This window comes from Marinobacter lutaoensis (genome assembly GCF_001981305.1).
GTDB classification, from domain to species: Bacteria; Pseudomonadota; Gammaproteobacteria; order Pseudomonadales; family Oleiphilaceae; genus Marinobacter; species Marinobacter lutaoensis.
This window is the reverse complement of sequence record NZ_MSCW01000001.1, coordinates 558,071-582,709: the sequence shown is the minus strand read 5'-3', so window position 1 is coordinate 582,709 and position 24,639 is coordinate 558,071. Positions and strand designations below refer to the sequence as shown.

The window sequence follows — 24,639 nt, the reverse complement described above, 5'->3', positions numbered from 1 at the left end:
TCCAGCCATTCAGAGGGAGTCCATGATTTCAGCGGAAATCTCCGCGTTGTGATACACATTCTGGACATCGTCCAGATCCTCCAGCATGTCGATCAGCTTGAGGATCGTTTCCGCACCGTCCCGGTCCAGCTCGACCCGGGTGGACGGCACCATGGTGACTTCCGCATTGTCCGGCGTCAGGCCGGCATTGACCAGCGCTTCCTTGACATCCAGAAATTGCTCGGGCGCGGTCACGATTTCAAAGGAGCCGTCATCCTGCGCGGCCAGGTCCTCGGTCCCGGCTTCCAGGGCCGCTTCCATCAGTTTGTCCTCGTCCACTCCGGGGCCGTAACTGATAACCCCCTGCTTGGTGAACAGGTAAGCCACGGAGCCGTCGGTGCCGAGGTTGCCCCCATGTTTGGAAAACGCATGCCGGACCTCGGCCACGGTACGGTTGCGGTTATCGGTCATGGCCTCGACATAGATGGCCACCCCGCCAGGGCCGTAGCCCTCGTAGGTCAGCTCCTCGTAGTTACCATCGTCACCCCCACCGGCCCCCCGCTCAATGGCCCGCTCGATGGTGTCTTTTTTCATATTGGCCGTCAGGGCCTTGTCGACGACGGCGCGCAGGCGCGGATTGTCCTCGGGATTGGGGCCACCAAGGCGCGCCGCCACCGTCAGTTCCCGGATGATTTTGGTGAAGATCTTGCCACGTTTGGCATCCTGGGCCGCCTTGCGGTGCTTGATGTTGGCCCACTTGCTATGACCCGCCATATCAACACTCCATCCATCGTCCGGGAGTGGGGCCACGCCCCACTCCCGCCATTGCCACTTACGGTTTGTCGCCTTCCGCCTTGTTGCCCTCGGCAGCCTTGGCGGAACGCCGCAGACGAATATGCAGCTCGCGCAGCTGCTTTTCATCCACTTCGCCCGGCGCCTGGGTCATGAGGCAGGTGGCGCTCTGGGTTTTCGGGAATGCGATCACGTCACGGATCGACGAGGCGCCGGTCATCAGCATGACCAGGCGGTCGAGCCCGAAGGCAAGGCCACCGTGGGGCGGGCAACCAAACTTGAGGGCATCCAGTAGGAAGCCAAACTTGGCCCGGGCCTCCGCTTGGTCGATCCCCAGGATCCGGAACACCGTTTCCTGCATGGTTTCATCATGGATACGAATGGAGCCTCCACCCAGCTCGGTGCCGTTAAGCACCATGTCATAAGCGCGAGACAGGGCCGCTGCGGGGTTGGCTTCCAGCTCCTCCGGACTGCAGGAAGGTGCCGTGAACGGGTGATGAATGGCGGTCAGCCCACCGTCCGGGGTTTCCTCGAACATCGGGAAATCCACCACCCACAGTGGCGCCCACTCGCAGGTCAGCAGCTTCAGGTCGTGGCCAAGCTTCACCCGCAACGCGCCCAGCGCCTCGTTTACCACGGTCGCCTTATCGGCGCCGAAGAACACGATGTCGCCATCCTCGGCGCCCACCCGTTCCATGATTGCCAGGGCCACGTCGTCACCAAGGAACTTGACGATGGGCGATTGCAGCCCCTCGGCGCCTTTGGCCAGCTCGTTCACCTTGATGTAGGCCAGACCTTTGGCGCCGTAGATACCCACGAACCGGGTGTAGTCATCGATCTGTTTGCGGGTCAGCTCGCCGCCCTTGGGCACGCGCAGGGCCGCCACCCGGCCTTTCGGGTCCTTGGCGGGACCGGAGAACACTTTGAACTCCACACCCTCGACCAGATCATTGACATCCACCAGCTCCAGCGGAATACGCAGGTCCGGTTTGTCGCTGCCATAGCGCCGCATGGCCTCGGCGTAAGGCATGCGCGGGAACTCGGGCAACTCCACCGACAGCACATCACGGAACAGGGATCGGATCATGTCCTCGTTGAGCTGCATCAGCGTCTGCTCGTCGATGAACGACGCCTCGATGTCCACCTGGGTAAATTCCGGCTGGCGATCGGCACGCAGGTCCTCGTCCCGGAAGCACTTGGCGATCTGGTAGTAGCGGTCGACGCCGGCCACCATCAGCAGCTGCTTGAACAGCTGCGGGGACTGCGGCAAGGCAAAGAAGGCGCCCTCGTGGGTCCGGCTCGGCACCAGGTAGTCCCGGGCCCCTTCGGGCGTGGCACGGGTCAGGATCGGGGTCTCCACGTCCATGAAACCGCGGCTGTCGAGGAAGTTGCGGATATAGCTGGTGACCCGGGAGCGGAACCGCAGCCGGTTGATCATCTCCGGGCGGCGCAGGTCCACGAAACGGTAGCGCAGGCGGACATCCTCACCCACGTCAACGTACTCGTCCAGCGGGAACGGCGGGGTGGCGGAGGCGTTCAGGATGGCCAGCTCCTTGCACAGGAGCTCAACCTGACCCGTCGGCATGTTGCTGTTCTCGGTCCCGGCCGGACGGCGGCGAACACGGCCCGTGACCTTGACGACATACTCGCTGCGTACCTTTTCCGCCAGCGCAAAGCTCTCAGGCGTGTCAGGATCGACCACCACTTGGGCCATGCCGTCCCGATCCCGCAGATCCAGGAATATGACCCCGCCATGATCACGGCGGCGGTGTACCCATCCGCAAAGTGTGACTTCCTGATCGATGTGGGCTTCGTTGATCCCACCGCAATAATGACTGCGCATACCGGTTCCCGTAGTGTCTGAAATGTGCAATGTAATGCGTTCTCGAAAAGCCGCCCATTATAAACACAATGCCCCTGAAAATCAGGCGTGATTGCGCGCGAATCCGGTGCCGCGTGACGCTGACCGGGCGGCCCGCTAGAATGCCGAATTTCCTCTGCGAACGGAGTCATACCTTGTCAACCAGGGCGGAACAGAAACTGCGAACGCGACGGGCCCTGATGGATGCGGCGCTGTCCCAACTGAGTGCGGACCGGGGATTTGGCAGCCTCAGCCTCCGCGAGGTTGCCCGCGAGGCCGGCATCGCCCCCACCTCGTTCTACCGTCATTTCTCCGATCTTGACGAGCTTGGCTTGGCGCTGGTCGACGAAGGCGGCGTCGCCCTGCGCCAGCTGATGCGCCAAGCCCGCAAGCGCATTGCCCGGGATGGCAGCGCGATCGCCACATCGGTGGACACCTTCATGGAATACCTTGGTAACAACGCCAACCTGTTCCGGTTGATGCTGCGGGAGCGCACGGGGGTTTCCAAACCCTTCCGCACCGCCATCAAGGCAGAGATCGACCACTTCGTCACGGAGCTGGCCGACGATCTCCGGCGCTTCGCCGAAGAGCAGGACAAACCCCTGTCGGATGCCCGACTGGTGGCCGAGGCCATGGTCACCCTGGTGTTCAACCAGGGTGCGGAGGCCCTGGACGCCACGCCCAGGGAGCGGGAGGAACTGAAGGACAAGCTCAAGACTGAGCTGAGGATGATCCTGGTCGGGTCCCAGACCCTGGCCAAAAAAACCGGCTGACCCGGATCAGGCCAGCCGTTCGATGGCGGGCGCCAGCAACTGGCGCACCCGGGCCAGCTCCGGTTCGTCGTAAGGCACAGGCGCCTGCCGTCCCCAGACCGGCCCCGGCCAGGCCGGGTCCCCCTGGTGGCGGACAATGTGGTGTAAATGCAGCTGGGGTACCATGTTGCCGAGCGCGGCGACATTCAGTTTGTCGCCGCCGAAAGCCGTCATCATGGCCTCGCCGAGAAGACAGGACTCCTCCATCAGCCGCTGGCGCTGATCCGGTGCCAGCTCGTAGATCTCCCGAATGCCGGGCACCGCCGGCACCAGCAGTACCCACGGCCAGGTGCGGTCGTTCATCAACCGCACCTGGCACAGCCGACTGAGCCCCAGCAGCACGGTGTCGGCCGCCAGGCGCTCATGACACACGAAAGCGGAACCGGCCATGGCTCATACCGCCGAGTGGAACTGGTTACGACCACGCCCGATGGCGTAGTAGACCAACCCATGACGCTCCACCATTTCGGGCTCATACAGGTTGCGGCCGTCGAAGATCACCGGCTCACGCAGCGCCTGAGCAATCACATCGAAATCCGGCGACCGGAATTCCTTCCACTCGGTGCAGATGACCAGCACATCCGCCCCCTTGAGCGCCTGCTCCTTGGTACCGCACAGGGTCAGCCCCGGCTGATCACCATAGATGCGCTGGGTCTCTTCCATGGCCTCCGGATCGAACGCCTGTACCGAGGCGCCGGCTTTCCAGAGATCCTCCATCAGGGTCCGGGACGAGGCCTCGCGCATGTCGTCGGTATTGGGCTTGAAGGCCAACCCCCACAGGGCAATCACCCGACCTTCGAGCTCCCCCTTGAAGTAATGGCTGATCTTGTCGAACAGGACATGCTTCTGCGCGTAATTCACCGCTTCCACCGCGTTCAACAAGCGCGCCTCGTAACCACAGTCCCTGGCCGTCCGGGCCAGGGCCTGCACGTCCTTAGGAAAGCAGGAGCCGCCATAACCGCAACCAGGGTAGATGAAGTGGTAACCGATGCGGGGATCGGAGCCGATGCCACGACGCACCGCCTCGATATCGGCGCCCAGCCGCTCGGCCAGGTTCGCCATCTCGTTCATGAAGCTGATTTTCGTGGCCAGCATGGAGTTGGCGGCGTACTTGGTCAGCTCCGCGGAGCGGATGTCCATGAAGATCATCCGGTCGTGGTTCCGGTTGAACGGATAGTACACTTCCCGCAGCAGCTCGGCAGCACGCTCGCTGTCGGTGCCCACCACGATCCGGTCCGGTTTCATAAAATCGTTGATCGCCGCGCCTTCCTTCAGAAACTCGGGGTTGGACACCACGTCGAACTCCAGGTCCACGCCGCGATGATCGAGCTGGGCCTGCACCATCGCCCGGACCTTATCCCCCGTGCCGACAGGCACGGTGGACTTGTCAACCACCACCTTGTAGTCGTCCATGTACTGGCCGATGGACTTGGCCACCGCCAGCACGTACTGGAGGTCTGCGGAACCGTCTTCGTCCGGCGGCGTACCGACCGCGATGAACTGGAGCTGGCCGTGCCTGACGGCTTCCTCGGTGTCCGTGGTGAACGCCAGCCGGCCGGCGGCTACCGTGTGCTTGACGATATCCTCGAGGCCCGGCTCATAGATCGGGATTTGGCCGTTCTTGAGTGTGTCGATCTTGGCCTGATCCACGTCCATGCACAGGACATGGTGCCCCACATCCGCCAGACAGGCGCCCGTGACCAGGCCGACATACCCCGTGCCAAATATCGTAATCTTCATGTGCAGATTCCCAATAGAATTAAAGCCATCATGTTAAGCGGAAAATCCGCCGGAGGAGGCCTTACGCCGCTGCCAGATGGCCTCCCAGTTCAGTGCCGTGCGCACGATGGTTTCCAGATCATCGAAATCCGGCTGCCACCCCAGTGTCTCCCGGATCCGCGTATTGTCCGCCATCAGGGCCGCCGGGTCGCCGGGCCGCCGGCCGGTCTCCGTCACCGGGAAATCCACCCCGGACACCGCCTTGACGACATCAATGACCTCCCGCACGGTAAAGCCCCGACCATACCCGCAGTTGAGCACCCGGGACTCACCGTCCCGGGTCATGTAGTCGAGCGCCATAACGTGAGCCTTGGCCAGGTCTTCCACGTGGATATAGTCACGGACGCAGGTGCCGTCCCGGGTCTCATAGTCGGTACCGAAGACCTTCATGCCGTCCCTCTGACCGGTCACACACTCGCACGCCACCTTGATCAGGTGGGTGGCTTCCGGCGTCGCTTGGCCAATGACCCCGTCGGGGTTGGCGCCTGCGACGTTGAAGTAGCGCAGAATGACATACCGCAGCGAGCTGGCGGCGGCCAAGTCCATGATCATGCGTTCGCTCATCATCTTGGAGGCGCCGTAGGGGTTGATCGGAGCTAGGGGCAGGTCCTCGGTCAGCACCTCCCGATCCGGCATGCCATAGACCGCCGCCGTTGAGGAAAACACCAGGTAAGGCACCCGATGACGCTCGATGGCACGCAGCAGGTTAAGCGTGTTGCGGGTGTTGTTGCTGTAGTACTTGAGAGGATTGGCCACCGACTCGGGCACCACGATGCTGGCGGCGAAATGCAGCACCGCCTCGAAGCGGTGGGCGGCGAACACCGCCTCGATGGCGGACTCATCCGCCAAGTCCCCCACCACCAACTCGCCGGAGGTGACCGCCCAGCGATAGCCGGTCGAGAGGTTGTCGAACACCACCACGTCATGGCCGGCGGCACTCAGCTGCCGCACCACGTGACTGCCAATGTATCCGGCACCGCCGGTAACGAGCACTTTCATGGGTAAAGGCTACTCCTTCCCTGAAGATGACTGCCGCCGCCGGCGAATCTCCTGCCGGCGGCGGCTGAAAAAGTGGCTGATGATCTCGCTGCATGCGTCCCGGAGCACCCCACCTACGGTCTCAACCGACCAGTTCAGATAAGGCTCTTCCAGGGTCCGGCGGGCAGACTCCACCGCGCCCGCCTTGGGTTCGGTGGCACCATAGACCAGGCGACTGATACGGCTGTGGACGATGGCGCCGACACACATAGTACAGGGCTCCAGCGTCACGTAAAGTGTCGCCCCGGCCAACCGGTAGTTGCCGATCCGGGCAGCGGCGTCGCGCAGCGCCCGGATTTCCGCGTGGGCGGTTGGGTCGCAGGCGGTGATCGGGGTGTTGTAGCCGGCCCCGACTTCGCGCCCGTCGAGCACCACCACCGCCCCCACGGGCACTTCGCCCTGGCGTTCGGCCTGGCGGGCCAGCTCCAGAGCCCGCGCCATCCACTTTTCGTCTTCGCTAAGGATGTCCGTCATGGGCTAGGCCAACGGCCGGATCACTCCCACTCGATGGTTGCCGGCGGTTTCGAGGAGATGTCGTAGGTCACCCGGGAAACGCCGGTGATCTCGTTGATGATGCGGTTGGACACCTTCTCCAGCAGCTCGTACGGTAAGTGAGCCCAGCGCGCCGTCATGAAGTCCACGGTTTCAACGGCTCGCAGAGCGATCACATACTCGTAGCGGCGGGCATCGCCCACCACGCCCACGGACTTGACCGGCAAGAACACCGCGAAGGCTTGGCTGGTCTTGTGGTACAGGTCGGCACGGTGCAGCTCCTCCAGGAAGATGGCATCCGCGCGCCGGAGAATATCGGCGTATTCCTTCTTCACCTCGCCCAGGATGCGTACGCCAAGGCCAGGCCCCGGGAATGGGTGGCGGTACACCATGTCATACGGCAGGCCAAGCTCCAAGCCAATGCGCCGAACCTCGTCCTTGAACAGCTCGCGCAGCGGTTCGACCAGCTTCAGCTTCATGGTTTCCGGCAGGCCACCCACATTGTGGTGCGACTTGATCACATGCGCCTTGCCAGTCTTGGACGCGGCGGACTCGATGACGTCCGGGTAGATGGTGCCCTGGGCCAGCCAGTTCACATCCTGAATCTTCGCCGCTTCGGCGTCGAAGACCTCAATGAAGGTATTGCCAATGATCTTGCGCTTCTGCTCCGGATCCTGAACACCTTTCAGCCGTTCCAGGAATAGGTCTTCGGCATCCACCCGAATCACCTTGACCCCCATGTTGCGGGAGAACATGTCCATGACCTGGTCGCCCTCATGCAGACGCAGGAGGCCGTTGTCCACGAACACGCAGGTCAGCTGATCGCCGATGGCCTTGTGCAGCAGCGCCGCGGTGACCGAGGAGTCGACACCGCCGGACAGGCCCAGCAGGACTTTCTCGCCCCCCACCAGATCACGGATCTGCTGGACCGCGTCGTCCACGATCTTGGCCGGCGTCCACAGCGCCTCGCACTGGCAGATGCCCAGTACGAAGTGCTCGAGGATGCGTTTGCCCTGCAGGGTGTGGGTGACCTCCGGGTGGAACTGGACACCGTACAGATGGCGTTTGAGATCCTGCATGGCGGCGATCGGAGCGCTTTCGGTGGAAGCCAGCAGTTCGAAGCCCTCGGGCATCGCCACCACCTTGTCGCCATGACTCATCCAGACATCCAGCAACGATTCGCCGGTGGCGGTCAGGTGATCGGTGATGTCCTGCAACAGCGGGCTGCGAGCACGGACTTTCACCTGTGCATAGCCGAACTCCCGCTTGTCCGAACTGGCCACCCGACCACCCAGCTGCTCGGCCATGGTCTGCATGCCATAGCAGATACCGAGAATGGGGATGCCGCGATCGAACAGCCCGTCCGGCGCGCGCGGGCCATCCAGCTTGGTGACGGATTCCGGCCCCCCCGCGAGAATGATGCCCTTGGGTCTGAAGGCCTCGAGCTCTTCATCGGAAATGTCGTACGCCTTGATTTCACAGTACACGCCAATTTCCCGGACCCGGCGGGCGATCAGCTGGGTGTACTGGGAACCAAAGTCGAGAATCAGGATACGGTGGTCGTGAATGTTCTGGGCCATGGGGTCCTCGGATCGAAAATAAACAACGCGGCCCGGTCCCGGGCCGCGTTCTGTTTGCAATGCTCAGCCGATTCGGTAGTTGGGCGCTTCCTTGGTAATGGTCACGTCGTGCACGTGACTCTCGCGCATGCCGGCGTTGGTGATGCGCACGAACTCCGGCCGGGTACGCATTTCTTCCATGTTGACGCTGCCGGTATAGCCCATCGCGGCCCGCAAGCCACCCACCAACTGGTGCACGATGTTGCGCATCGGCCCCTTACAGGCCACGCGGCCCTCGATGCCTTCCGGAACCAGCTTTTCGATGCCCTTGCTGGCATCCTGGAAGTAGCGGTCACTGGAGCCCTGCCCCATGGCGCCGAGCGACCCCATGCCACGGTAGGCTTTGTAGCTTCGGCCCTGATACAGCTCGACTTCGCCCGGCGCCTCGTCGGTGCCGGCCAGCAGGCTGCCGATCATCACGCTGTGGGCGCCGGCGGCAATGGCCTTGGCGATGTCACCAGAGAAGCGAATGCCCCCGTCGGCAATCAGCGGAACATCACGATCACGCAACGCGGCGGCAACGTTGGATACTGCGGAGATCTGGGGAACGCCGATACCGGCCACGATGCGGGTGGTACAGATGGAGCCCGGCCCGATACCGACCTTGACCGCATCTGCGCCCGCGTCGGCCAGGGCAATGGCGGCCTCGGCGGTGGCAATGTTGCCGCCAATCACCTGCACTTCCGGGAAGTTGGCCTTGACCCAACGGACCCGCTCGATCACGCCCCGGGAGTGGCCATGGGCGGTATCCACCACGATCACGTCGACACCGGCCTCGGCCAGGGCGGCGATACGGGTTTCGGTATCGCCGCCCGTGCTGACGGCAGCCCCGACCCGCAGGCGGCCCAGCTCATCCTTACAGGCCAGCGGATAGTCGTTGGCCTTCTGGATGTCCTTGACGGTGATCAGGCCGCGCAGCTCGAAGTCGTCGTTGACCACCAGCACTTTTTCGATCCGGTGCCGGTGCAGCAGCTCCTTGACTTCGTCCAGGCTTGCCCCTTCCTTGACCGTGACCAGTTTATCCTTTGGCGTCATGATGTCCCGGACCGGGGTGTCCATGCGGCTTTCGAAACGGATGTCGCGGCCGGTGACGATACCCACCAGATCATTGCCGTCCACCACCGGCAGGCCGGAGATGCTGTTGGCGGTGGTGATGTCGACCAGTTCCCGCACGGTGGTGTCCGGAGTCACAGTGATCGGATCCTTCACCACGCCGCTCTCGAATTTCTTGACCTTGCGCACCGCCGCGGCCTGTTGCTCGACGGTCATGTTCTTGTGGATGATCCCGATCCCACCCTCCTGGGCCATGGCGATGGCCAGCTCGGCTTCGGTCACCGTGTCCATGGCCGCGGACACCAGGGGGATGTTCAGCGTAATGTTGCGCGTCAGCCGGGTTTTCAGGTCGACCTGATGCGGCAGGACCTCCGAGTATCCGGGAACCAGCAGAACGTCATCAAACGTGAGGGCTTCTTCAGCAATTCGCAGCATTGGGATCCGCCTTTTGAACGTGCTAACTTGGAAGTTTGGGTACCACGCAACGAGCGGCGCGGCAAAGCAAAATCCTTAATCGATCCATTATAAAGGGGCACCTCTGGACAGTAAACCGCGCCTTTCCAGCCCCCCGATCGCATCCGTTTGAATCAAAAGCCTTTTTGCGCCATATTTTTCGGCTAATGCGTATAACCCGACCACGGAGACCACCTTGCCCTCGCCATTCCAAGCCCCTGCGGGCTCGCCCGAACCGATGCGCCCGTCGCGCGCGCTGACCGTCAGCGAACTGAACCACCAGGCCCGGCACCTGCTGGAAACCAGTTTCATGCAGGTCTGGGTCGAGGGGGAACTGTCCGGATTCTCCCGCCCCTCGTCCGGGCACTGGTACTTCTCGCTGAAGGACTCGAAATGCCAAGTCCGATGCGCGATGTTCCGGGGGTTCAACCAGCGGCTCTCCTCACCACCCCGGGAGGGCGACCAGGTCCGGATCCGGGGCAAGGTGACGCTGTACGAGAACCGGGGCGACTTCCAGATTGTCGTGGAGCATCTGGAACCGGCGGGACTGGGCGCCCTGCAGCAGGCCTTCGAGGAATTGAAACGGAAGCTGCAGGCGGAGGGGCTGTTCGACACCGCCCGGAAAAAACCGGTGCCGACCCTGCCCCGGCACATCGGGGTCGTCACCTCACCCACCGGCGCGGCCATTCACGATATCCTGACCGTGCTGGCCCGGCGCTGCCCCGCCATTCCGGTGACGCTGTATCCAACGTCCGTGCAGGGTAAGACCGCTACTGCGGAAATCGTCCAGGCGATCGAACGGGCCCAGGCCCATGGCGTCGCCGACCTGCTGATCATCGGCCGGGGCGGTGGCTCGCTGGAAGACCTCTGGTGCTTCAACGAGGAAGCGGTGGCCCGGGCCATCGCCGCCTGCACCCTCCCCACAGTGAGCGCGGTCGGGCACGAGGTGGATGTCACCATTGCCGATTTCGTGGCGGACCTGCGGGCCCCCACCCCTTCAGCCGCCGCCGAAAAGGTCTCTCCGGACCAAAGCCAGTGGCTGCGACGACTCGCCGAGCTGGAGCAGCGCCTCGGCCACGCCGCCCGGCGCCGGATCCAGCGGCAGGAGGAACGACTGGTCCAGCTGGCCCGCCGGTTGCGAGACCCCCGCCGGGAGCTCCAGGACAAAGCCCAGCGACTGGACGACCTGGACCTGAGACTGGGCAAAGCCATGACGCAGGCGATCGAACACCGGTGGCTGCTGACCCGCCACCTGCACCAGCGGCTGGACATGCAAACGCCGGCCCGACGAATCGACGCCGCCAGCGAGCGCCTGAAACAGGCCCGGGACCGCCTGCTGGCCGCCATCGGCCACCGGTTACGCCGGCAACGGGACCGCGCCGATCATCTCGGTCAGACCCTGCATCTGGTCAGCCCGCTCGCCACCCTGGGCCGGGGCTACGCCATCGTCCGGGGCCCGAGCGGCACCATTGTCCGCAACGCCGGTGTACTCACCCCCGGCGACCCGATCTCGGCACGCGTCGGCCGAGGTGAAATCCAGGCCGAGGTGACCTCGGTCAAAACCGGGGAGGAATAGCCGGCAACTACGCCATTGGTCTACTAGCCCGGACGCCCAAAGCGCATACAGTTGTTGACACGGATAACAAAACAACAACAGGCACAATGAGGTGAAGCTTATGGGCTATAACTCCGAATTCCGGCGTTCCATAGACCAGCGTGACGAGTTTTGGCGCGAGCAGGCCGCGGCAATTGACTGGATCACTCCGCCCGACACCATCTGGCGAGCCAAGGCCAACGGCCATGGCGAATGGTTCCCCGACGGCGTCCTCAACACCTGCGATGTTGCCCTTGACGCCAATATCCGGGCCGGCCGCGGCGACCAGGTCGCCCTGATCTACGACTCCCCCGTCAGCCAAACTCAGCAGAGCTACACCTACAACCAGCTCCGGGACGCAGTGGCCCGTTTCGCCGGCGCTCTGAAATCCCAGGGCATCCGGAAGGGCGACCGGGTGGTCATCTACATGCCCATGGTGCCCCAGGCCGCCGTTGCCATGCTGGCCTGCGCCCGCCTCGGCGCGGTTCACTCCGTAGTGTTCGGAGGTTTTGCCCCACACGAGCTGGCGGTCCGTATAGAGGACGCCCGACCCAAGGCTCTGATCACTGCGTCCTGCGGCATCGAAGTGTCACGGGTGATCGAGTACAAGCCCTTGGTGGACAAGGCCATCGCCCAGTCTCAACACAAACCGGAGTTCTGTGTGGTACTCCAGCGACCGCAGGCGCATGCCGACCTTGAGGCCGGGCGGGACCTGGACTGGGAAGCACTGATGGCCGGCGCCACGCCCGCCGAGCCGGAGCCGGTCCAGGCCACCGACCCGCTCTACATCCTGTACACCTCCGGCACCACCGGCAAGCCTAAAGGCGTGGTTCGGGACAACGGCGGCCACGCCGTGGCCCTCCGTTACAGCATGAAACTCGTATACGACGCCAACCCCGGGGATGTCTTCTGGGCCGCGTCCGATGTCGGCTGGGTGGTCGGTCACAGCTACATCGTGTACGGCCCACTGTTCGCCGGTTGCACCACCGTTCTGTATGAAGGCAAACCGGTGAAGACACCGGACGCCGGCGCCTTCTGGCGCGTGGTTCAGGATCACGGCGTCAATCTGCTGTTTACCGCCCCCACCGCGTTTCGTGCGGTGCGCAAGGAAGATCCCGAAGCCGACCACCTGCAGCGGTACGACATTTCCTCCCTGAAGCGGATTTTCCTTGCGGGGGAGCGGCTGGACCCGCCCACGTATGAGTGGCTGAAGGAGCACACGGGCCTGCCGGTGCTCGACCACTGGTGGCAGACGGAAACCGGCTGGGCCATCTGCTGCAACCCGGTCGGCATCGAGATGATGGAAACCAAGCCTGGTTCGGCCACCGTACCCTCCCCCGGGTTCAACGTTCAGGTAATCGACATCAACGGCGCCCAGGTCGCGGCGGGCGAACAGGGCCAGATCGCGGTCAAGTTGCCTCTGCCCCCCGGCTGCATGACCACCGTATGGGGCGACGACGACCGGTTCCGGAAGACCTATCTGGATCCAATTCCCGGCTATTACAGCTCCGGTGACGGCGGTTACATCGATGACGACGGCTACGTATTCATCATGGGCCGCACCGACGACGTTATCAACGTCGCCGGCCATCGACTGTCCACCGGGGAAATGGAGGAGGTGGTGGCGTCGCACCCGGCCGTCGCCGAGTGCTGCGTGGTGGGCGCCCACGACGACCTTAAGGGCCAGGTGCCAATCGGTCTGGTACTGATCAAGGACGGCGCCACCATCGACCACGATGAGCTGGAAGAGGAACTGGTGGAAATGGTGCGGGACAGGATCGGGGCCATCGCCTGTTTCCGACGGGCCATGGTCGTGGACCGCCTACCGAAGACCCGCTCAGGCAAGATTCTGCGCCGGATCATCCGGCAGATTGCGGACGGGGAGGATTACTCGGTTCCCAGCACCATCGACGACCCGGCAATCCTGGAGGAGATCAGCGAAAAGTTCCGTGGCTAACCGCCCCAAATCCGTCAATAACCACTTGTTTTATAAGGAATAAAATGGGCGTCAACGGCACCAAAAAAACCGTTGACGCCCTAAAAAGTCGGTCTATACTGAAAATGCTGTGAAAGTACAGCGGTATTCTGTGAAAGCGTTACAACGTCCTGCCTCCGTGCGTTTCGTTGCCCCTTCCTCAGTATTCTCTGGATTTCTCAGCAAAGGTTCCCAAAAGGAACACAAGGTCCCGTGAGGGCAAACTTTTGGAAAGTACAGGAAAGATCAATGTCCGACACCAAAACCGGCCACGTGAAGTGGTTCAACGAATCCAAGGGCTTTGGCTTCATCGCCCAGGACAGCGGCAGTGACGTGTTCGTTCACTACAGTGCAATCAACGGTTCCGGTTTCCGCACCCTGACGGAAGGTCAGCAGGTCCAGTTCACTGTGACCCAGGGTCCGAAAGGCCCTCAGGCGGAAAACGTCACCCCCCTGTGAGCAGGGTCATGCCCACAACGCCTTGACCCTCACGGGCAACAAGGAAACAAGCCGGCGATTCGCCGGCTTGTTTTTTGGTCAGACCGTCTCCGCGGCGGCTGCCCGTCCAGCCTCGACCGCCGGTGTCACCTCAACCGCCTGCGCCACCGCCGAAAACAGCGCCTGCAGGGTTGCCGATGTGGTATCTTCCGCCAGGGCTGCGGCGCTGCGGGGCTCACCGTTGGCATTCAGCCGGATGCAGGCCAAAGCCTTGGCACTGGTCCCCTCCTCCAGCGCGAACTCATCGTACGCCTCCACCGCAATATCGACCGAAAAATACCGTTCCAGGGCATCCGAAACCGCCTCCACGGCCCCCAGGCCACGGCCCTCCAGGCGGACCGGACTGTCGTCGGTACCGATCACCACGTCCGCCCGCACACCATGCTCGTCGCGATGCAGGTCATAGGATCGCAGCGCCCAGCCGGGCCGAACCCGCAGGTAGTGCGCCTCAAACAATCGGTGGATGGTGTGGGAATCGATTTCGCCCCCGTTGGTTTCCGCCTCCCGCTGCACCACCTTGCTGAACTCGATCTGCAGCCAGCGTGGCAGGCTGATGTTATAGTCCCGCTCCAGCACGTAGGCAACGCCCCCCTTGCCGGATTGACTGTTGATCCGGACCACTTCCTCGTAACGGCGGCCCACGTCGGACGGATCGATCGGCAAGTAGGCGACGTTCCAGGTGTCCCCCTCCCTGCGCCGCGCCAGACACTTGCGGATGGCATCCTGATGGCTACCGGAAAACGCCGTAAACACCAATTCGCCGGCGTAGGGGTGGCGCGGATGAGTCGCAATCTCGGTACAGGCTTCCACCACCTCGGTGATTTCCGCCATACCGGACAGATCCAGCGTCGGATCAATGCCTTGGGAATACAGGTTCATGGCCATGGTCACCAGATCCATGTTGCCGGTGCGTTCGCCGTTGCCCATCAGCGTGCCTTCAACCCGGTCGGCGCCAGCCATCACCGCCAGCTCCGCTGCGGCGACCGCGCAGCCCCGGTCATTGTGGGTGTGGACGCTGATGCGCAGGTGCTCCCGGTGCCGGATGGTGTCGCAAATCCATTCCACCTGGTCGGCGAACACGTTGGGCGTGGCCATCTCCACCGTTGCCGGCAGATTGATGATGACCGGCTGCCCCAGGTCCGGACGCCAGATGTCGGTGACGGCGTCAATCACCTCGGCCGCGAAGTCCAGCTCGGTGCCGGTGAAACTCTCCGGGGAATACTGGAATATCCACTCGGTTTCGGGATGGCGGGCGGCGATGTCCCTGACCAGGCGGGCGCCACGCTCGGCGATGTCCCGAATGCCCGCGCGATCCAGCCCGAACACCTGCTCCCTCTGCACCGTGGAGGTGGAGTTGTAGACATGGACGATCGCCCGTTTGGCCCCTTTCAGGGCCGTGAAAGTACGTTCGATCAACTCTGGGCGCGCCTGGGTCAGCACCTGGATGGTCACGTCGTCCGGAATGCGGCATTCCTCGATCAGCTTGCGACAAAAATCGAAATCCGGTTGGCTGGCCGAGGGAAAACCGATCTCGATTTCCTTGAACCCCAGCTTCACCAGCAAATCGAACATGCGCTGTTTTTGTGCCACGGACATCGGTTTGACCAATGCCTGATTACCATCCCGGAGATCCACTGCACACCAGTCCGGCGCCTTTTCGATGACCCGGTCGGGCCAGCGCCGGTCGCTCTTGGCGATGGGTTTGAAAGCCGTGTATTTGCGATGATCGAAGGCCATGGGTCGAATTCCTTGCCAGTATCAGAGGATGCTGCGATTTCATTACCATGCTAACTCAACGGAATCGCCATTTTCTTGCTTTCTTGCCCCCAAATGGCCTATTTTTTAGCATTAAATTTTAACAATCACGAAAATAAAGAATGAACATGTCCAAAGCAAACAAGGGATTGGTAAAAATCGATAAAACCGACCGAAAGATTCTGGAGTGGCTCCAGAAAGATGGCGCCCTGACCAACCAGGAGTTGGCGGAAAAGGTCGGCCTGTCCCCCTCCCCCTGTCTGAGACGGGTCAAGGCGCTGGAGGATGCCGGCATCATCCTGCGCCGAGCCACCATACTTGACCACAAGAAACTCGGACTTTCGCTCACCGCCATCATCCTGATCGGCATGGACCGGCACACCCCGGAACGCTTTTCCGCGTTCGAGGAACAGGTGGCCGGTTACCCAGAAGTTCAAGAGTGCTACCTGATCACCGGCCAGGATGCCGACTACATGCTGAAGGTGGTGGTACCGGACATGGACAGCTATCACGAATTTCTGCTCAACCACATCACCCGCATCCCCGGCGTCAGCGGCGTCCATTCCAGCTTCGTGCTGAGGCGGGTCATCGACAGCACGGCCCTGCCGCTCGGTTACCTGGCATAAGGCGGGGGGGCGAGCGTCTGTACCTCTCCTGACAGGCTCCGTACAATAGCCGACAGCTAGGACAAAACCCAACGCCGGGGCGGGCGCGGTACCCGGACACCGGCGCAACATTCCCGATCCTGACCAATACGGAAGACACGATGCGAGCAAGCCGTTACCTGATAGCGACCCTGAAAGAGACACCGGCAGACGCGGAAATCATCAGCCATCAGCTGATGCTGAGAGCCGGCATGATCCGAAAACTGGCCGCAGGCCTGTACACCTGGCTGCCCCTGGGGCTTCGTACCCTGCGCAAGGTGGAGCGGATTGTTCGCGAGGAAATGGACAAGAGCGGCGCCCAGGAAGTGCTGATGCCGGCGGTCCAGCCGGCCGAGCTGTGGCAGGAGTCCGGACGCTGGACCCAGTATGGCGGCGAACTGCTGCGCCTCAACGACCGGCACGGCCGGGACTTCTGTTTCGGTCCCACCCATGAAGAGGTGATCACCGACCTCATCCGTAATGAGCTCAAGAGCTACAAGGAACTGCCCGCCAACTTCTACCAGATCCAAACCAAGTTCCGGGACGAACGCCGTCCCCGCTTTGGTGTCATGCGGGCCCGGGAGTTCATCATGAAGGACGCCTACTCCTTCCATCTGGATGCCGAGTCGCTCGACGAGACCTATCAGGTCATGCACCGCACCTACTGCAACATCTTCGACCGTCTCGGCCTGGATTATCGTCCGGTGCAAGCCGATTCCGGCGCCATTGGCGGCAATGCCTCCCACGAATTCCACGTACTGGCCGCCTCCGGCGAAGACGCCATCGCTTTCAGTACTGAAAGCGATTACGCCGCCAACATTGAGAAAGCCGAGGCCCTGGCACCGGCCGGTGAACGTCCGGCGCCGACCGAGCCTCTGCGGGAAGTAGCGACGCCCGAGCAGAAAACCATCGGCGACATCTCAGACTTCCTGGGCGTTGCCCCCCGCCGCACCGTCAAGACATTGGTGGTCAGGGGCGAAGCCGGCACGGACGGTGAGGCCGGTCTGGTGGCGCTGGTACTGCGCGGGGACCATACCCTGAACACCATCAAGGCGGAAAAGCTGCCCGGCGTTGCCGAGCCGCTGACCCTGGCCACCGACGAGGAAATCCGAAACGCCATCGGGTGCGCGCCGGGCTCCCTGGGTCCGGTCAATCTGCCGGTGCCGGTGATCGTGGACCGTAGCGCCGCGCATCTGGCGGATTTCATCTGCGGTGCCAACCGGGATGGTTATCACCTGACCGGCGTCAACTGGGAACGGGACGTGCCGCTCGCCCGCGTCGAGGATTTGCGCAATGTGGTCGAGGGCGACCCGAGCCCCGACGGCAAGGGCACCCTGGAGATTCGCCGGGGCATCGAGGTCGGCCACATCTTCAAGCTGGGCAAAAAATACAGCGAGGCCATGAACGCGACGGTTCTGGACGAACACGGCAAGAGCGTCGTCATGGAAATGGGGTGCTACGGCATTGGCGTATCCCGGATCGTGGCCGCATCCATCGAGCAGAACCATGATGATCGAGGCATCATCTGGCCGGACGCCATCGCCCCCTTCGAAGTGGCCATCGTTACCCTCAACGCCCATAAGTCCGCCGCCGTGGCGGAAGCCGGCGAGAAGTTGTACGAGCAGTTGCGCCAAGCCGGCTTCGATGTATTGCTGGATGATCGTAACGAGCGGCCGGGGGTCAAGTTCGCGGACATGGAACTGATCGGCATCCCTCACCGTCTGGTCGTGTCCGACCGAGGACTGGCTGCGGGCACTCTGGAGTACAAGGGTCGCCGGGACACGGACAAACAGGACATCCCACTGGAGGACGCGCTGTCGTTTCTGATCAAGGTATCGCCCCGAAAAGGGCTCTGAGACCCACGGCGCCCGCGGCGGCCACGCGGGCGCTAGCCGATAGGAGGAAGCCCGGCGCCGCCGACCACCCCGGGCTCCATCTCCAGCTCCACGCCAAACCGCTCCAGGACCGAGGCCCGGATTTCCGTGGCCAGCGCCAGCACGTCACGACCGGAACCACCGGCGTGATTGACCAACACCAGCGCCTGCCGGTTGTGTACGCCGACCGTCCCGTTCCGATACCCTTTCCAGCCACACTGGTCGATCAGCCAACCTGCCGCCAGTTTGACGCCTTGGGGTTGCGGATAGGCCGGCAGCCCCGGATGCCGGGACTTGAGCCGGGCGTAGTCCGCCTCGCTCACCACAGGGTTTTTGAAAAAACTGCCGACATTGGGAATCCGCGCCGGGTCCGGCAGCTTGCGCCGGCGGATGGCCATCACCGCCTGGGCCACGGCCAGGGCGTCCAGAGATGACACCGGGCAGTCCGCCAGGTAATCTCGCAGCTCCTGATACTCCAGTCGCAGGGGCTGGCTCCGGGACAGGCGTAGGTGGATCTGCGAGATTACGAAGCGGCCGGGGTACTGCTTGAACAGGCTGTCCCGGTACGCAAAGCGGCACTCGTCGGTGCCCAGTCGCCGCCATTGCGCCCGTTCCCGGTCGAACGCCGTCACCGATTCCAGCGCCTCGCACAGTTCCACGCCGTAAGCGCCAATGTTCTGAACCGGCGCCGCGCCCGCGGTTCCCGGAATCAGGGCCAGGTTCTCAATGCCCCGGTAACCGGACCGGGCAGCATAGAGAACCGCCTCATGCCAGTTTTCCCCGGCGCCCAGCACCAGGGTTGCCTCATCGCCCTCGACCCGCTCCCAGTGGCGGCCCGGAATGGCCATGCGCAGAACCAGGGCATGGATCTCCGCCCCGGCGAAAATCAGATTGCTGCCGCCACCGAGAATCAGCGGCCGCAGGCCACGTTCGGCGGCCCAGGACAGGGCGGGCGGTACCTGGGCCGGGTCGGTCAGCTCCATGAAATAGCGGGCCCGGGCCGCTACGCCCAGGGTATTGAACGGCTGCAGATCGACCCGTTCACGAATGCACAACTGCTCGGTCAACGGCGCCGCTCCATGATATGCGCGAGCAGGCCCTGGCTGGCGTCGTGGATCAGATCCAGCACGTGCTCGAATCCCTGATCACCGCCATAGTAGGGATCCGGGACTTCCTCGTGCGCTGTAGAGCCATAGGCAAGGAACAGCTCCGGTTCGGTCCCGCCATTCTGATGCCAAATGTCCCGGATGTCCGCCAGGTTCTGCCGGTCCATGGCCAGAATGAAGTCAAAGTCGTCCAGATCGGATGCCCGGAACTGGCGGGCGCGCAGGTCACTGATGTCGATTCCCCTGCGCCGGGCCGCGGCCACGGCCCTGGGGTCGGGCCCTTTGCCGATATGCCAATGACCGGTACCGCAGGAATCCGTTTCGATCCAGTCCGCCCCCGCCTCGCGCACCAGCGCTCGAAACACGCCCTCAGCGCTGGGCGAGCGGCAGATGTTGCCCAGGCAGACGAACAGAACCCGTGTGCGTTCGGGCATGATCAGCCCTCCCCCCGGGAGGCGAACCACTGGCGTACACGGGCCAGGTCGGCTTCGGTATCGACACCACCCGGCGGGTTCTCAGCGGCGATGTCTACATGGATCCGCGCGCCGTTGTACAGGGCCCGCAATTGCTCCAGGCTTTCAGTGCGCTCCGTCGGTGCCGGCGCCCAGGACACGAAATCGCTCAATACGCCGGCCCGGTAACCGTAAATGCCGATGTGCCGGAAATAGCCCACCCCATCCGGCAGCGAGCACAGCCCTTGGGCGGCGGCGGCCAGATCGGGCCACGTGTCCCGGGCCCAGGGAATGGGCGCGCGGCTGAAATAGTGGGCCATCCCCTGATGGTCGAACACCACCTTGACCACATTGGGGTTGAACAGCGCCTCGATGTCATGGATGCGTTCGCACAGCGTGGCGATCGCCGCTTCCGGGTACTGCTCCAGGTTTTCCGCCACCTGATTGATCAACGCCGGAGGGATCAGGGGCTCATCGCCCTGAACATTGATCACCCGGTGGTCCGGCTCCAGGCCAAGCTGGCGGGCCACTTCTTCCAGCCGGTCGGTGCCGCTGGCGTGATCCGGAGAGGTCATGACTACCTCGGCGCCGAACGCCTCGCAGGCCGCACGGACACGGTCATCGTCGGTGGCCACCACCACACGACCGGCCAGGCTCTCGGCGGCGCGCTCGCAGACGTGCTGAATCATGGGCTTGCCCGCGATGTCGGCCAGGGGTTTGCCCGGCAACCGGGTGGAGGCATAGCGGGCGGGAATAACAACGGTGAAACTCATGGCTGTTCGATACTCCTGCGGCCGGTCAGTGCTTGTCCAGGCGTTCGTCGGTGGTCAAGGTCCGGGCCTCGCTCGCCAGCATGACAGGAATGCCGTCCCGGATCGGAAACGCCATGGCGTCCTGATAGCAGATCAGTTCGTTCCTGTCCCGGTCCAGCTTGAGTTCCCCCTTGCACACAGGGCACGCCAGTAACGCGATCAGCTTCTTATCCATGGTCCGTTCTCATGTGTCTTGCATCGTTGAATTGTCGGGCACTGGCATCCAGCTGCGCCAGGAAGGCGTCCAGAAAGGCATCGGGAACCTCTGCCTCCACGGCCAGATACCAGGCATTGTCGGGCGCGAACCCACGGCATTTTACGGCGTCCTTTGCCGTCATCACCAGCCATTCCCCGGCACGGCTGGCCAGATCCGCTTGGGAAAACCGGTGGTGGTCGGGAAAGGCCGTTGCCCGCAGCTCTGCTCCCAGGCTTCGGAGCATGTCGAAGAACCGGCGGGGGTTGCCAATACCGGCCAGTGCGTGAACCGGCCGCCCCCGCAACTCCGATAGCGGCGCTCGCCGGCCCGTCCGAAGGTGCACCAGCGTGGTGGCGCGCAGCCCCATGGCAAACAGTCCGGGGTGCTCGATTCCGGCGAAGGCCGCCAGACGCCCGTCCCGGTCGCCGTCGGCACCGTTGACCAGCACGAAGTCCACCCCGGTCAGGCGAGACACGGGTTCGCGCAGCGGGCCCACCGGAATCAGGGCGCCGTTACCCAGCCCGCGACTGGCGTCAAATACGGCCAACTCGATGTCGCGGGGCAAAGCGTAGTGCTGCAGGCCGTCGTCACAGATCAGAACATCGCCCAACGACTGAGACAGAGCATGGGCTGCAGCCCTTGAGCGCCTGGGGTCGACCACCACCGGCACGCCCGTGGCCTGGGCCAGCATCACCGGCTCGTCGCCGGCCAGCGCCGGATCGGAATCACCGGTCACCCGCAACGGGTATTCCCGGGATCTGCCGCGATAGCCCCGGCTCAGGATCACCGGTCGCCAGCCCGCGGCCACCATGGCCGCCACCAGCCGGGCGGTCAGCGGGGATTTTCCGGTACCGCCGGCGGTGATGTTGCCCACCACCACCACCGGCACCGGCAGGCTCTGGTGGCGTTCCGTCCAGGCCTTGCGGCGACGGGCCTCCGCCACCGCCTGGTAGAGCCAGGACAGCGGCATCAGCCAGCGCAGGGGCCGGCCTCCGCCATACCACAGTCGATCAACCAGCGAGCTCATGCCTGTTCACTGAACTGGACCTGGTGCAGCTGGGCATAGGCACCGCCAGCGGCAAGCAGTTCGTCGTGACGACCGGACTCGACAATGCGTCCCTTGTCCATGACCAGGATCCGGTCGGCGTTCTCGATGGTGGACAGCCGGTGCGCAATGACCAGGGTGGTCCGGCCCTTCATGACGGTTTCCAGCGCTTCCTGAATGTGCCGTTCGGATTCGGTATCCAGTGCCGAGGTGGCCTCGTCCAAAATCAGAATCGGGGCGTCCTTGAGCAGTGCCCGGGCAATGGCAAGCCGCTGGCGCTGACCACCGGACAACATCACGCCGTTGTCGCCGATCACGGTATCCAGCCCGTTGGGCATGCGATCAATGAACTCCAGGGCGTGGGCTTTCTCGGCAGCCGCCCGAATTTCCTCGCGGGAGCAGTCCCGCAACGCGCCGTAGGCAATGTTGGCAGCCACGGTGTCGTTGAACAGCACCACATTCTGGGTCACCAGCGCGATCTGGGCCCGAAGGGATTTGAGCGTGTAATCACGCAGCGGTCGGCCGTCGATCAGGATCTCACCGCCGGTGTACTCGTAGAAACGTGGCAACAGGCTGACCAGCGTCGATTTGCCGCTGCCGGAGCGACCCACCAGGGCCACGCTCTGGCCGGCGGGCACGGTCAGGGAGATGTCGCGAAGCACATCATCCAGCTGGTCGCGGTACCGGAAGGAAACGTCGCGGAATTCAATGTCGCCCGCCACCCGTTCGGGTGCGTGCTGGCCCGGGTCCTCCTCGGGAGCCTCGTCGATGGTCTCGAAGATGTCGTGGGCCGCCGCCACGCCCTTTTGTACCTTGGCGTGAATGTTGGTGACCTGGCGAATCGGCTTGGCCATGGTGGTGGCCGCGGTCAGGAACGCCACCAGCTGCCCCGTGGTCATCTCACCACGGATTTCCGGAGCCAGCATCATCCACACCAGCAGTGCAATGGCGATGGCCACCAGGACCTGGATGACCGGCACGCTGGTCGCCTGAGTGGCGGCCATTTTCAGACTCTGGCGCAGGTTGCGCTCACTGACCGCCCGGAACCGGTTCCGCACGTACTCCTCGCCACCGAAGGTACGGACCACCCGGTAACCAACGATGGATTCGGAGGCTACGTGGGTGATATCCCCCATCGACCCCTGGATCCGCCGGCTGATCTTGCGGAAGCGCTTGCTGGCGTAGCTGACCACACCTGCGATGATGGGGCCGATGGTCAGGAACAGCAGGGTCAGCTTCCAGTTGGTGTACAGCATGAAGCCCAGCAGACCAACAATGGTCAGCCCTTCCCGAAGGGTGGTGGTCACCGCGTTGGTGGTGGCCTCGGCCACCTGCTCGACATTGTAGGTGAGCTTGGACACCAGGCGCCCGGAGGCGTTGTCGTCAAAGTAGCGGGACGGCAACGTCATCATCCGGTCAAACAGGTCGTTGCGCAGGGCGTTGATGACATGCCGGCCGACGTAGCTGATGAAATAGCTGCTCATGTACGTGCCAACACCGCGCAAGGCGAACACGCCGACAATCACCAGGGTCAGCAGCAACCGGTTTTCGTCGGTGGGATGCTCGATGGCCGCAATCACATATTCCATGGCAGCCGCCATACCGGTGGAGGCGGCCGCGTAGATGATGTTCCCCACCACCGCCAGGGAAAACGCCACCCAGAAGGGCTTGACGTATGACAGCAGGCGTTTGTAGGTGTCCCATCCTCCGGTCGGAGGCGGCGTCAGGGCGGGCTGGGCGGAGGGCGCCTTAATCACCGGACTCGGCCTCCCGCTCTGTCGTAATGCTGAGTTTGGCGAACCCCAGGCGACCGGCAACGTCCATGGCCCGGACCACGAACTCGTGCGGCGTACGGGCATCGGCGGTGATGATGAACGGCAACGAGGTGTCACCCCCGGCCAGCTCCCGGACCCCCCGTTCCAGGGTTTCCCGCCGGTTGTTCACCAGTGGCCGGTCATTGAGGAAATACTGCCCCTCGGCGGTGATAACGACATCGATCTGCTTCACCTCCGATGGCGGCGCCACCTCACCCTTGGCTTCCGGCAGCTCCACTTCGAGGTGACTTTCCCGGGTAAACGTGGTGGATACCATAAAGAAAATCAGCAGCAGGAAGACCACGTCGATCAACGGGGTCAGGTCAACGCCCACTTCCTGGCTTCTCTGGCGCTTGAACTTCACGGTGTTCAGGCTCCTTCCACGTCGATTTCACGATCCCCGTGCACAACCTCGATCAATTTGATGGCTTCCTGTTCCATACTGACAACCAGCTCGTCGACCCGGCGAATGAAGTAGCGGTGAAAAATCAGGGCCGGAATGGCGACCGACAGCCCGGCCGCGGTGGTGATCAGGGCTTCGGAAATCCCCCCAGCCAGGTTGGCGGCGTTGCCCACCCCGGCCAGCTGAATCTCGGCGAACACCTTGATCATGCCAATCACTGTGCCAAGCAGCCCCAGCAGCGGCGCGATGGTGGCCACGGTGCCCAGAGGATTGAGAAAACGCTCCAGTTCGTGGATGACCTGGCTGGCTTCCTGTTCAATGCTTTCTTTCATGATCTCCCGGCCATGCTTGGCATTCAGAAGACCACCGGCAAGGATTCGCCCCAGGGGAGAGGATGCCTGCAGGGCTTTGAGCTTGCGGCCGTTGAGTTCCTTTTTCTTGATCCAGCGCCAGAGCTCGTTGATGGTTTGGGGCGGTGCCACCCGCGACGCGCGCAGTGTCCAGAAACGCTCCAGAACGATGGCCAGTGCCAGAATGGAACAGGCCACGATGGGCACCATCAAAATGCCGCCGGCTTTCAACAACTCGAACAC

Annotated in this window: 23 protein-coding genes; 6 read left to right on the top strand and 17 right to left on the bottom strand. The window is 63.2% G+C overall.

From position 1 onward, the window contains the following. Positions 1-9: 9 nt before the first annotated feature. Together BTO32_RS02705 and aspS are read right to left on the bottom strand one after the other, a co-directional pair. Positions 10-753 carry a YebC/PmpR family DNA-binding transcriptional regulator gene (locus tag BTO32_RS02705; protein WP_076722879.1) on the bottom strand — a complete coding sequence of 248 codons (744 nt, stop codon included), beginning with the start codon at positions 751-753 and terminating at the stop codon, positions 10-12. 58 nt (positions 754-811) lie between these two features. Further along, positions 812-2,614 (bottom strand): aspartate--tRNA ligase, encoded by a 1,803-nt coding sequence (gene aspS, locus BTO32_RS02700; RefSeq protein WP_076722878.1) that lies wholly within the window; start codon positions 2,612-2,614, stop codon positions 812-814. Positions 2,615-2,787: 173 nt separating this feature from the next. Between aspS and fabR the strand changes: the two genes are divergently transcribed. Then, positions 2,788-3,405, top strand: a complete 618-nt coding sequence (gene fabR, locus BTO32_RS02695; RefSeq protein WP_076722877.1) for an HTH-type transcriptional repressor FabR — start codon at positions 2,788-2,790, stop codon at positions 3,403-3,405. A 6-nt stretch (positions 3,406-3,411) separates the two neighbouring features. Here the strand turns inward: fabR and BTO32_RS02690 are convergent, their stop codons facing one another. The 6 genes from BTO32_RS02690 to guaB all read right to left on the bottom strand — a co-directional run bounded on the left by BTO32_RS02690 (position 3,412) and on the right by guaB (position 9,860). Beyond that, positions 3,412-3,834, bottom strand: coding sequence for an HIT domain-containing protein (locus tag BTO32_RS02690; RefSeq protein WP_076722876.1), 423 nt, complete (start codon positions 3,832-3,834; stop codon positions 3,412-3,414). 3 nt (positions 3,835-3,837) lie between these two features. Next, positions 3,838-5,184, bottom strand: coding sequence for a UDP-glucose dehydrogenase family protein (locus BTO32_RS02685; protein WP_076722875.1), 1,347 nt, complete (start codon positions 5,182-5,184; stop codon positions 3,838-3,840). A 33-nt stretch (positions 5,185-5,217) separates the two neighbouring features. After that, complete coding sequence (galE, locus tag BTO32_RS02680) at positions 5,218-6,222, bottom strand: UDP-glucose 4-epimerase GalE (RefSeq protein ID WP_076722874.1); 1,005 nt, start codon at positions 6,220-6,222, stop codon at positions 5,218-5,220. A gap of 9 nt (positions 6,223-6,231) precedes the next feature. Beyond that, on the bottom strand, positions 6,232-6,735 hold the full coding sequence (tadA, locus tag BTO32_RS02675; protein WP_076722873.1) for a tRNA adenosine(34) deaminase TadA: 504 nt from the start codon (positions 6,733-6,735) through the stop codon (positions 6,232-6,234). A gap of 20 nt (positions 6,736-6,755) precedes the next feature. Beyond that, entirely contained in the window at positions 6,756-8,333 is a 1,578-nt protein-coding gene (guaA, locus tag BTO32_RS02670) for a glutamine-hydrolyzing GMP synthase (RefSeq protein WP_076722872.1), read from the bottom strand. A 63-nt stretch (positions 8,334-8,396) separates the two neighbouring features. Then, positions 8,397-9,860, bottom strand: a complete 1,464-nt coding sequence (gene guaB / locus BTO32_RS02665) for an IMP dehydrogenase (RefSeq protein ID WP_076722871.1) — start codon at positions 9,858-9,860, stop codon at positions 8,397-8,399. 256 nt (positions 9,861-10,116) lie between these two features. Between guaB and xseA the strand changes: the two genes are divergently transcribed. The 3 genes from xseA (at position 10,117) to BTO32_RS02650 (ending at position 13,906) form a co-directional block, all read left to right on the top strand. Continuing rightward, on the top strand, positions 10,117-11,454 hold the full coding sequence (gene xseA / locus BTO32_RS02660; RefSeq protein ID WP_076722870.1) for an exodeoxyribonuclease VII large subunit: 1,338 nt from the start codon (positions 10,117-10,119) through the stop codon (positions 11,452-11,454). Positions 11,455-11,545: 91 nt separating this feature from the next. Next, positions 11,546-13,429, top strand: coding sequence for a propionyl-CoA synthetase (locus BTO32_RS02655; RefSeq protein ID WP_425435212.1), 1,884 nt, complete (start codon positions 11,546-11,548; stop codon positions 13,427-13,429). Positions 13,430-13,696: 267 nt separating this feature from the next. Next, positions 13,697-13,906 (top strand): cold-shock protein, encoded by a 210-nt coding sequence (locus tag BTO32_RS02650; RefSeq protein WP_076722868.1) that lies wholly within the window; start codon positions 13,697-13,699, stop codon positions 13,904-13,906. 78 nt (positions 13,907-13,984) lie between these two features. On the opposite strand, the gene leuA is transcribed toward BTO32_RS02650, so the two are convergent. Next, a complete protein-coding gene (leuA, locus tag BTO32_RS02645) occupies positions 13,985-15,682 on the bottom strand; it encodes a 2-isopropylmalate synthase (RefSeq protein WP_076722867.1) in 1,698 nt (565 codons plus the stop codon). Positions 15,683-15,828: 146 nt separating this feature from the next. On the opposite strand from leuA, the gene BTO32_RS02640 reads away from it, so the two are divergent. Together BTO32_RS02640 and BTO32_RS02635 are read left to right on the top strand one after the other, a co-directional pair. Beyond that, entirely contained in the window at positions 15,829-16,326 is a 498-nt protein-coding gene (locus BTO32_RS02640) for an Lrp/AsnC family transcriptional regulator (protein WP_076722994.1), read from the top strand. Between the two features lie 140 nt (positions 16,327-16,466). Then, a complete protein-coding gene (locus BTO32_RS02635; protein ID WP_076722866.1) occupies positions 16,467-18,200 on the top strand; it encodes a proline--tRNA ligase in 1,734 nt (577 codons plus the stop codon). A 32-nt stretch (positions 18,201-18,232) separates the two neighbouring features. On the opposite strand, the gene murB is transcribed toward BTO32_RS02635, so the two are convergent. From murB to BTO32_RS02595, 8 genes are read right to left on the bottom strand one after another with little or no spacing between them, the layout of a single operon-like run. Continuing rightward, entirely contained in the window at positions 18,233-19,285 is a 1,053-nt protein-coding gene (gene murB / locus BTO32_RS02630) for a UDP-N-acetylmuramate dehydrogenase (protein WP_076722865.1), read from the bottom strand. Further along, positions 19,282-19,758 (bottom strand): low molecular weight protein-tyrosine-phosphatase, encoded by a 477-nt coding sequence (locus BTO32_RS02625; protein ID WP_076722864.1) that lies wholly within the window; start codon positions 19,756-19,758, stop codon positions 19,282-19,284. The genes murB and BTO32_RS02625 overlap by 4 nt, the downstream gene beginning before the upstream one ends. A 2-nt stretch (positions 19,759-19,760) precedes the next feature. Next, positions 19,761-20,549 (bottom strand): 3-deoxy-manno-octulosonate cytidylyltransferase, encoded by a 789-nt coding sequence (kdsB, locus tag BTO32_RS02620; RefSeq protein WP_076722863.1) that lies wholly within the window; start codon positions 20,547-20,549, stop codon positions 19,761-19,763. Positions 20,550-20,574: 25 nt separating this feature from the next. Continuing rightward, positions 20,575-20,763: a Trm112 family protein gene (locus BTO32_RS02615; protein WP_076722862.1), complete on the bottom strand. Its 189-nt coding sequence runs from the start codon at positions 20,761-20,763 to the stop codon at positions 20,575-20,577. After that, the gene (gene lpxK, locus BTO32_RS02610) at positions 20,756-21,811 is read right to left on the bottom strand and encodes a tetraacyldisaccharide 4'-kinase (protein ID WP_076722861.1); all 1,056 of its coding nucleotides are present in this window, start codon (positions 21,809-21,811) and stop codon (positions 20,756-20,758) included. The genes BTO32_RS02615 and lpxK overlap by 8 nt, the downstream gene beginning before the upstream one ends. Further along, a complete protein-coding gene (gene msbA, locus BTO32_RS02605) occupies positions 21,808-23,583 on the bottom strand; it encodes a lipid A export permease/ATP-binding protein MsbA (protein ID WP_076722993.1) in 1,776 nt (591 codons plus the stop codon). Before msbA ends, lpxK begins: the two co-directional genes overlap by 4 nt. Further along, positions 23,579-24,007, bottom strand: a complete 429-nt coding sequence (locus BTO32_RS02600) for an ExbD/TolR family protein (RefSeq protein WP_076722860.1) — start codon at positions 24,005-24,007, stop codon at positions 23,579-23,581. Before BTO32_RS02600 ends, msbA begins: the two co-directional genes overlap by 5 nt. 5 nt (positions 24,008-24,012) lie before the next feature. Continuing rightward, positions 24,013-24,639, bottom strand: coding sequence for a MotA/TolQ/ExbB proton channel family protein (locus BTO32_RS02595; RefSeq protein WP_076722859.1), 627 nt, complete (start codon positions 24,637-24,639; stop codon positions 24,013-24,015).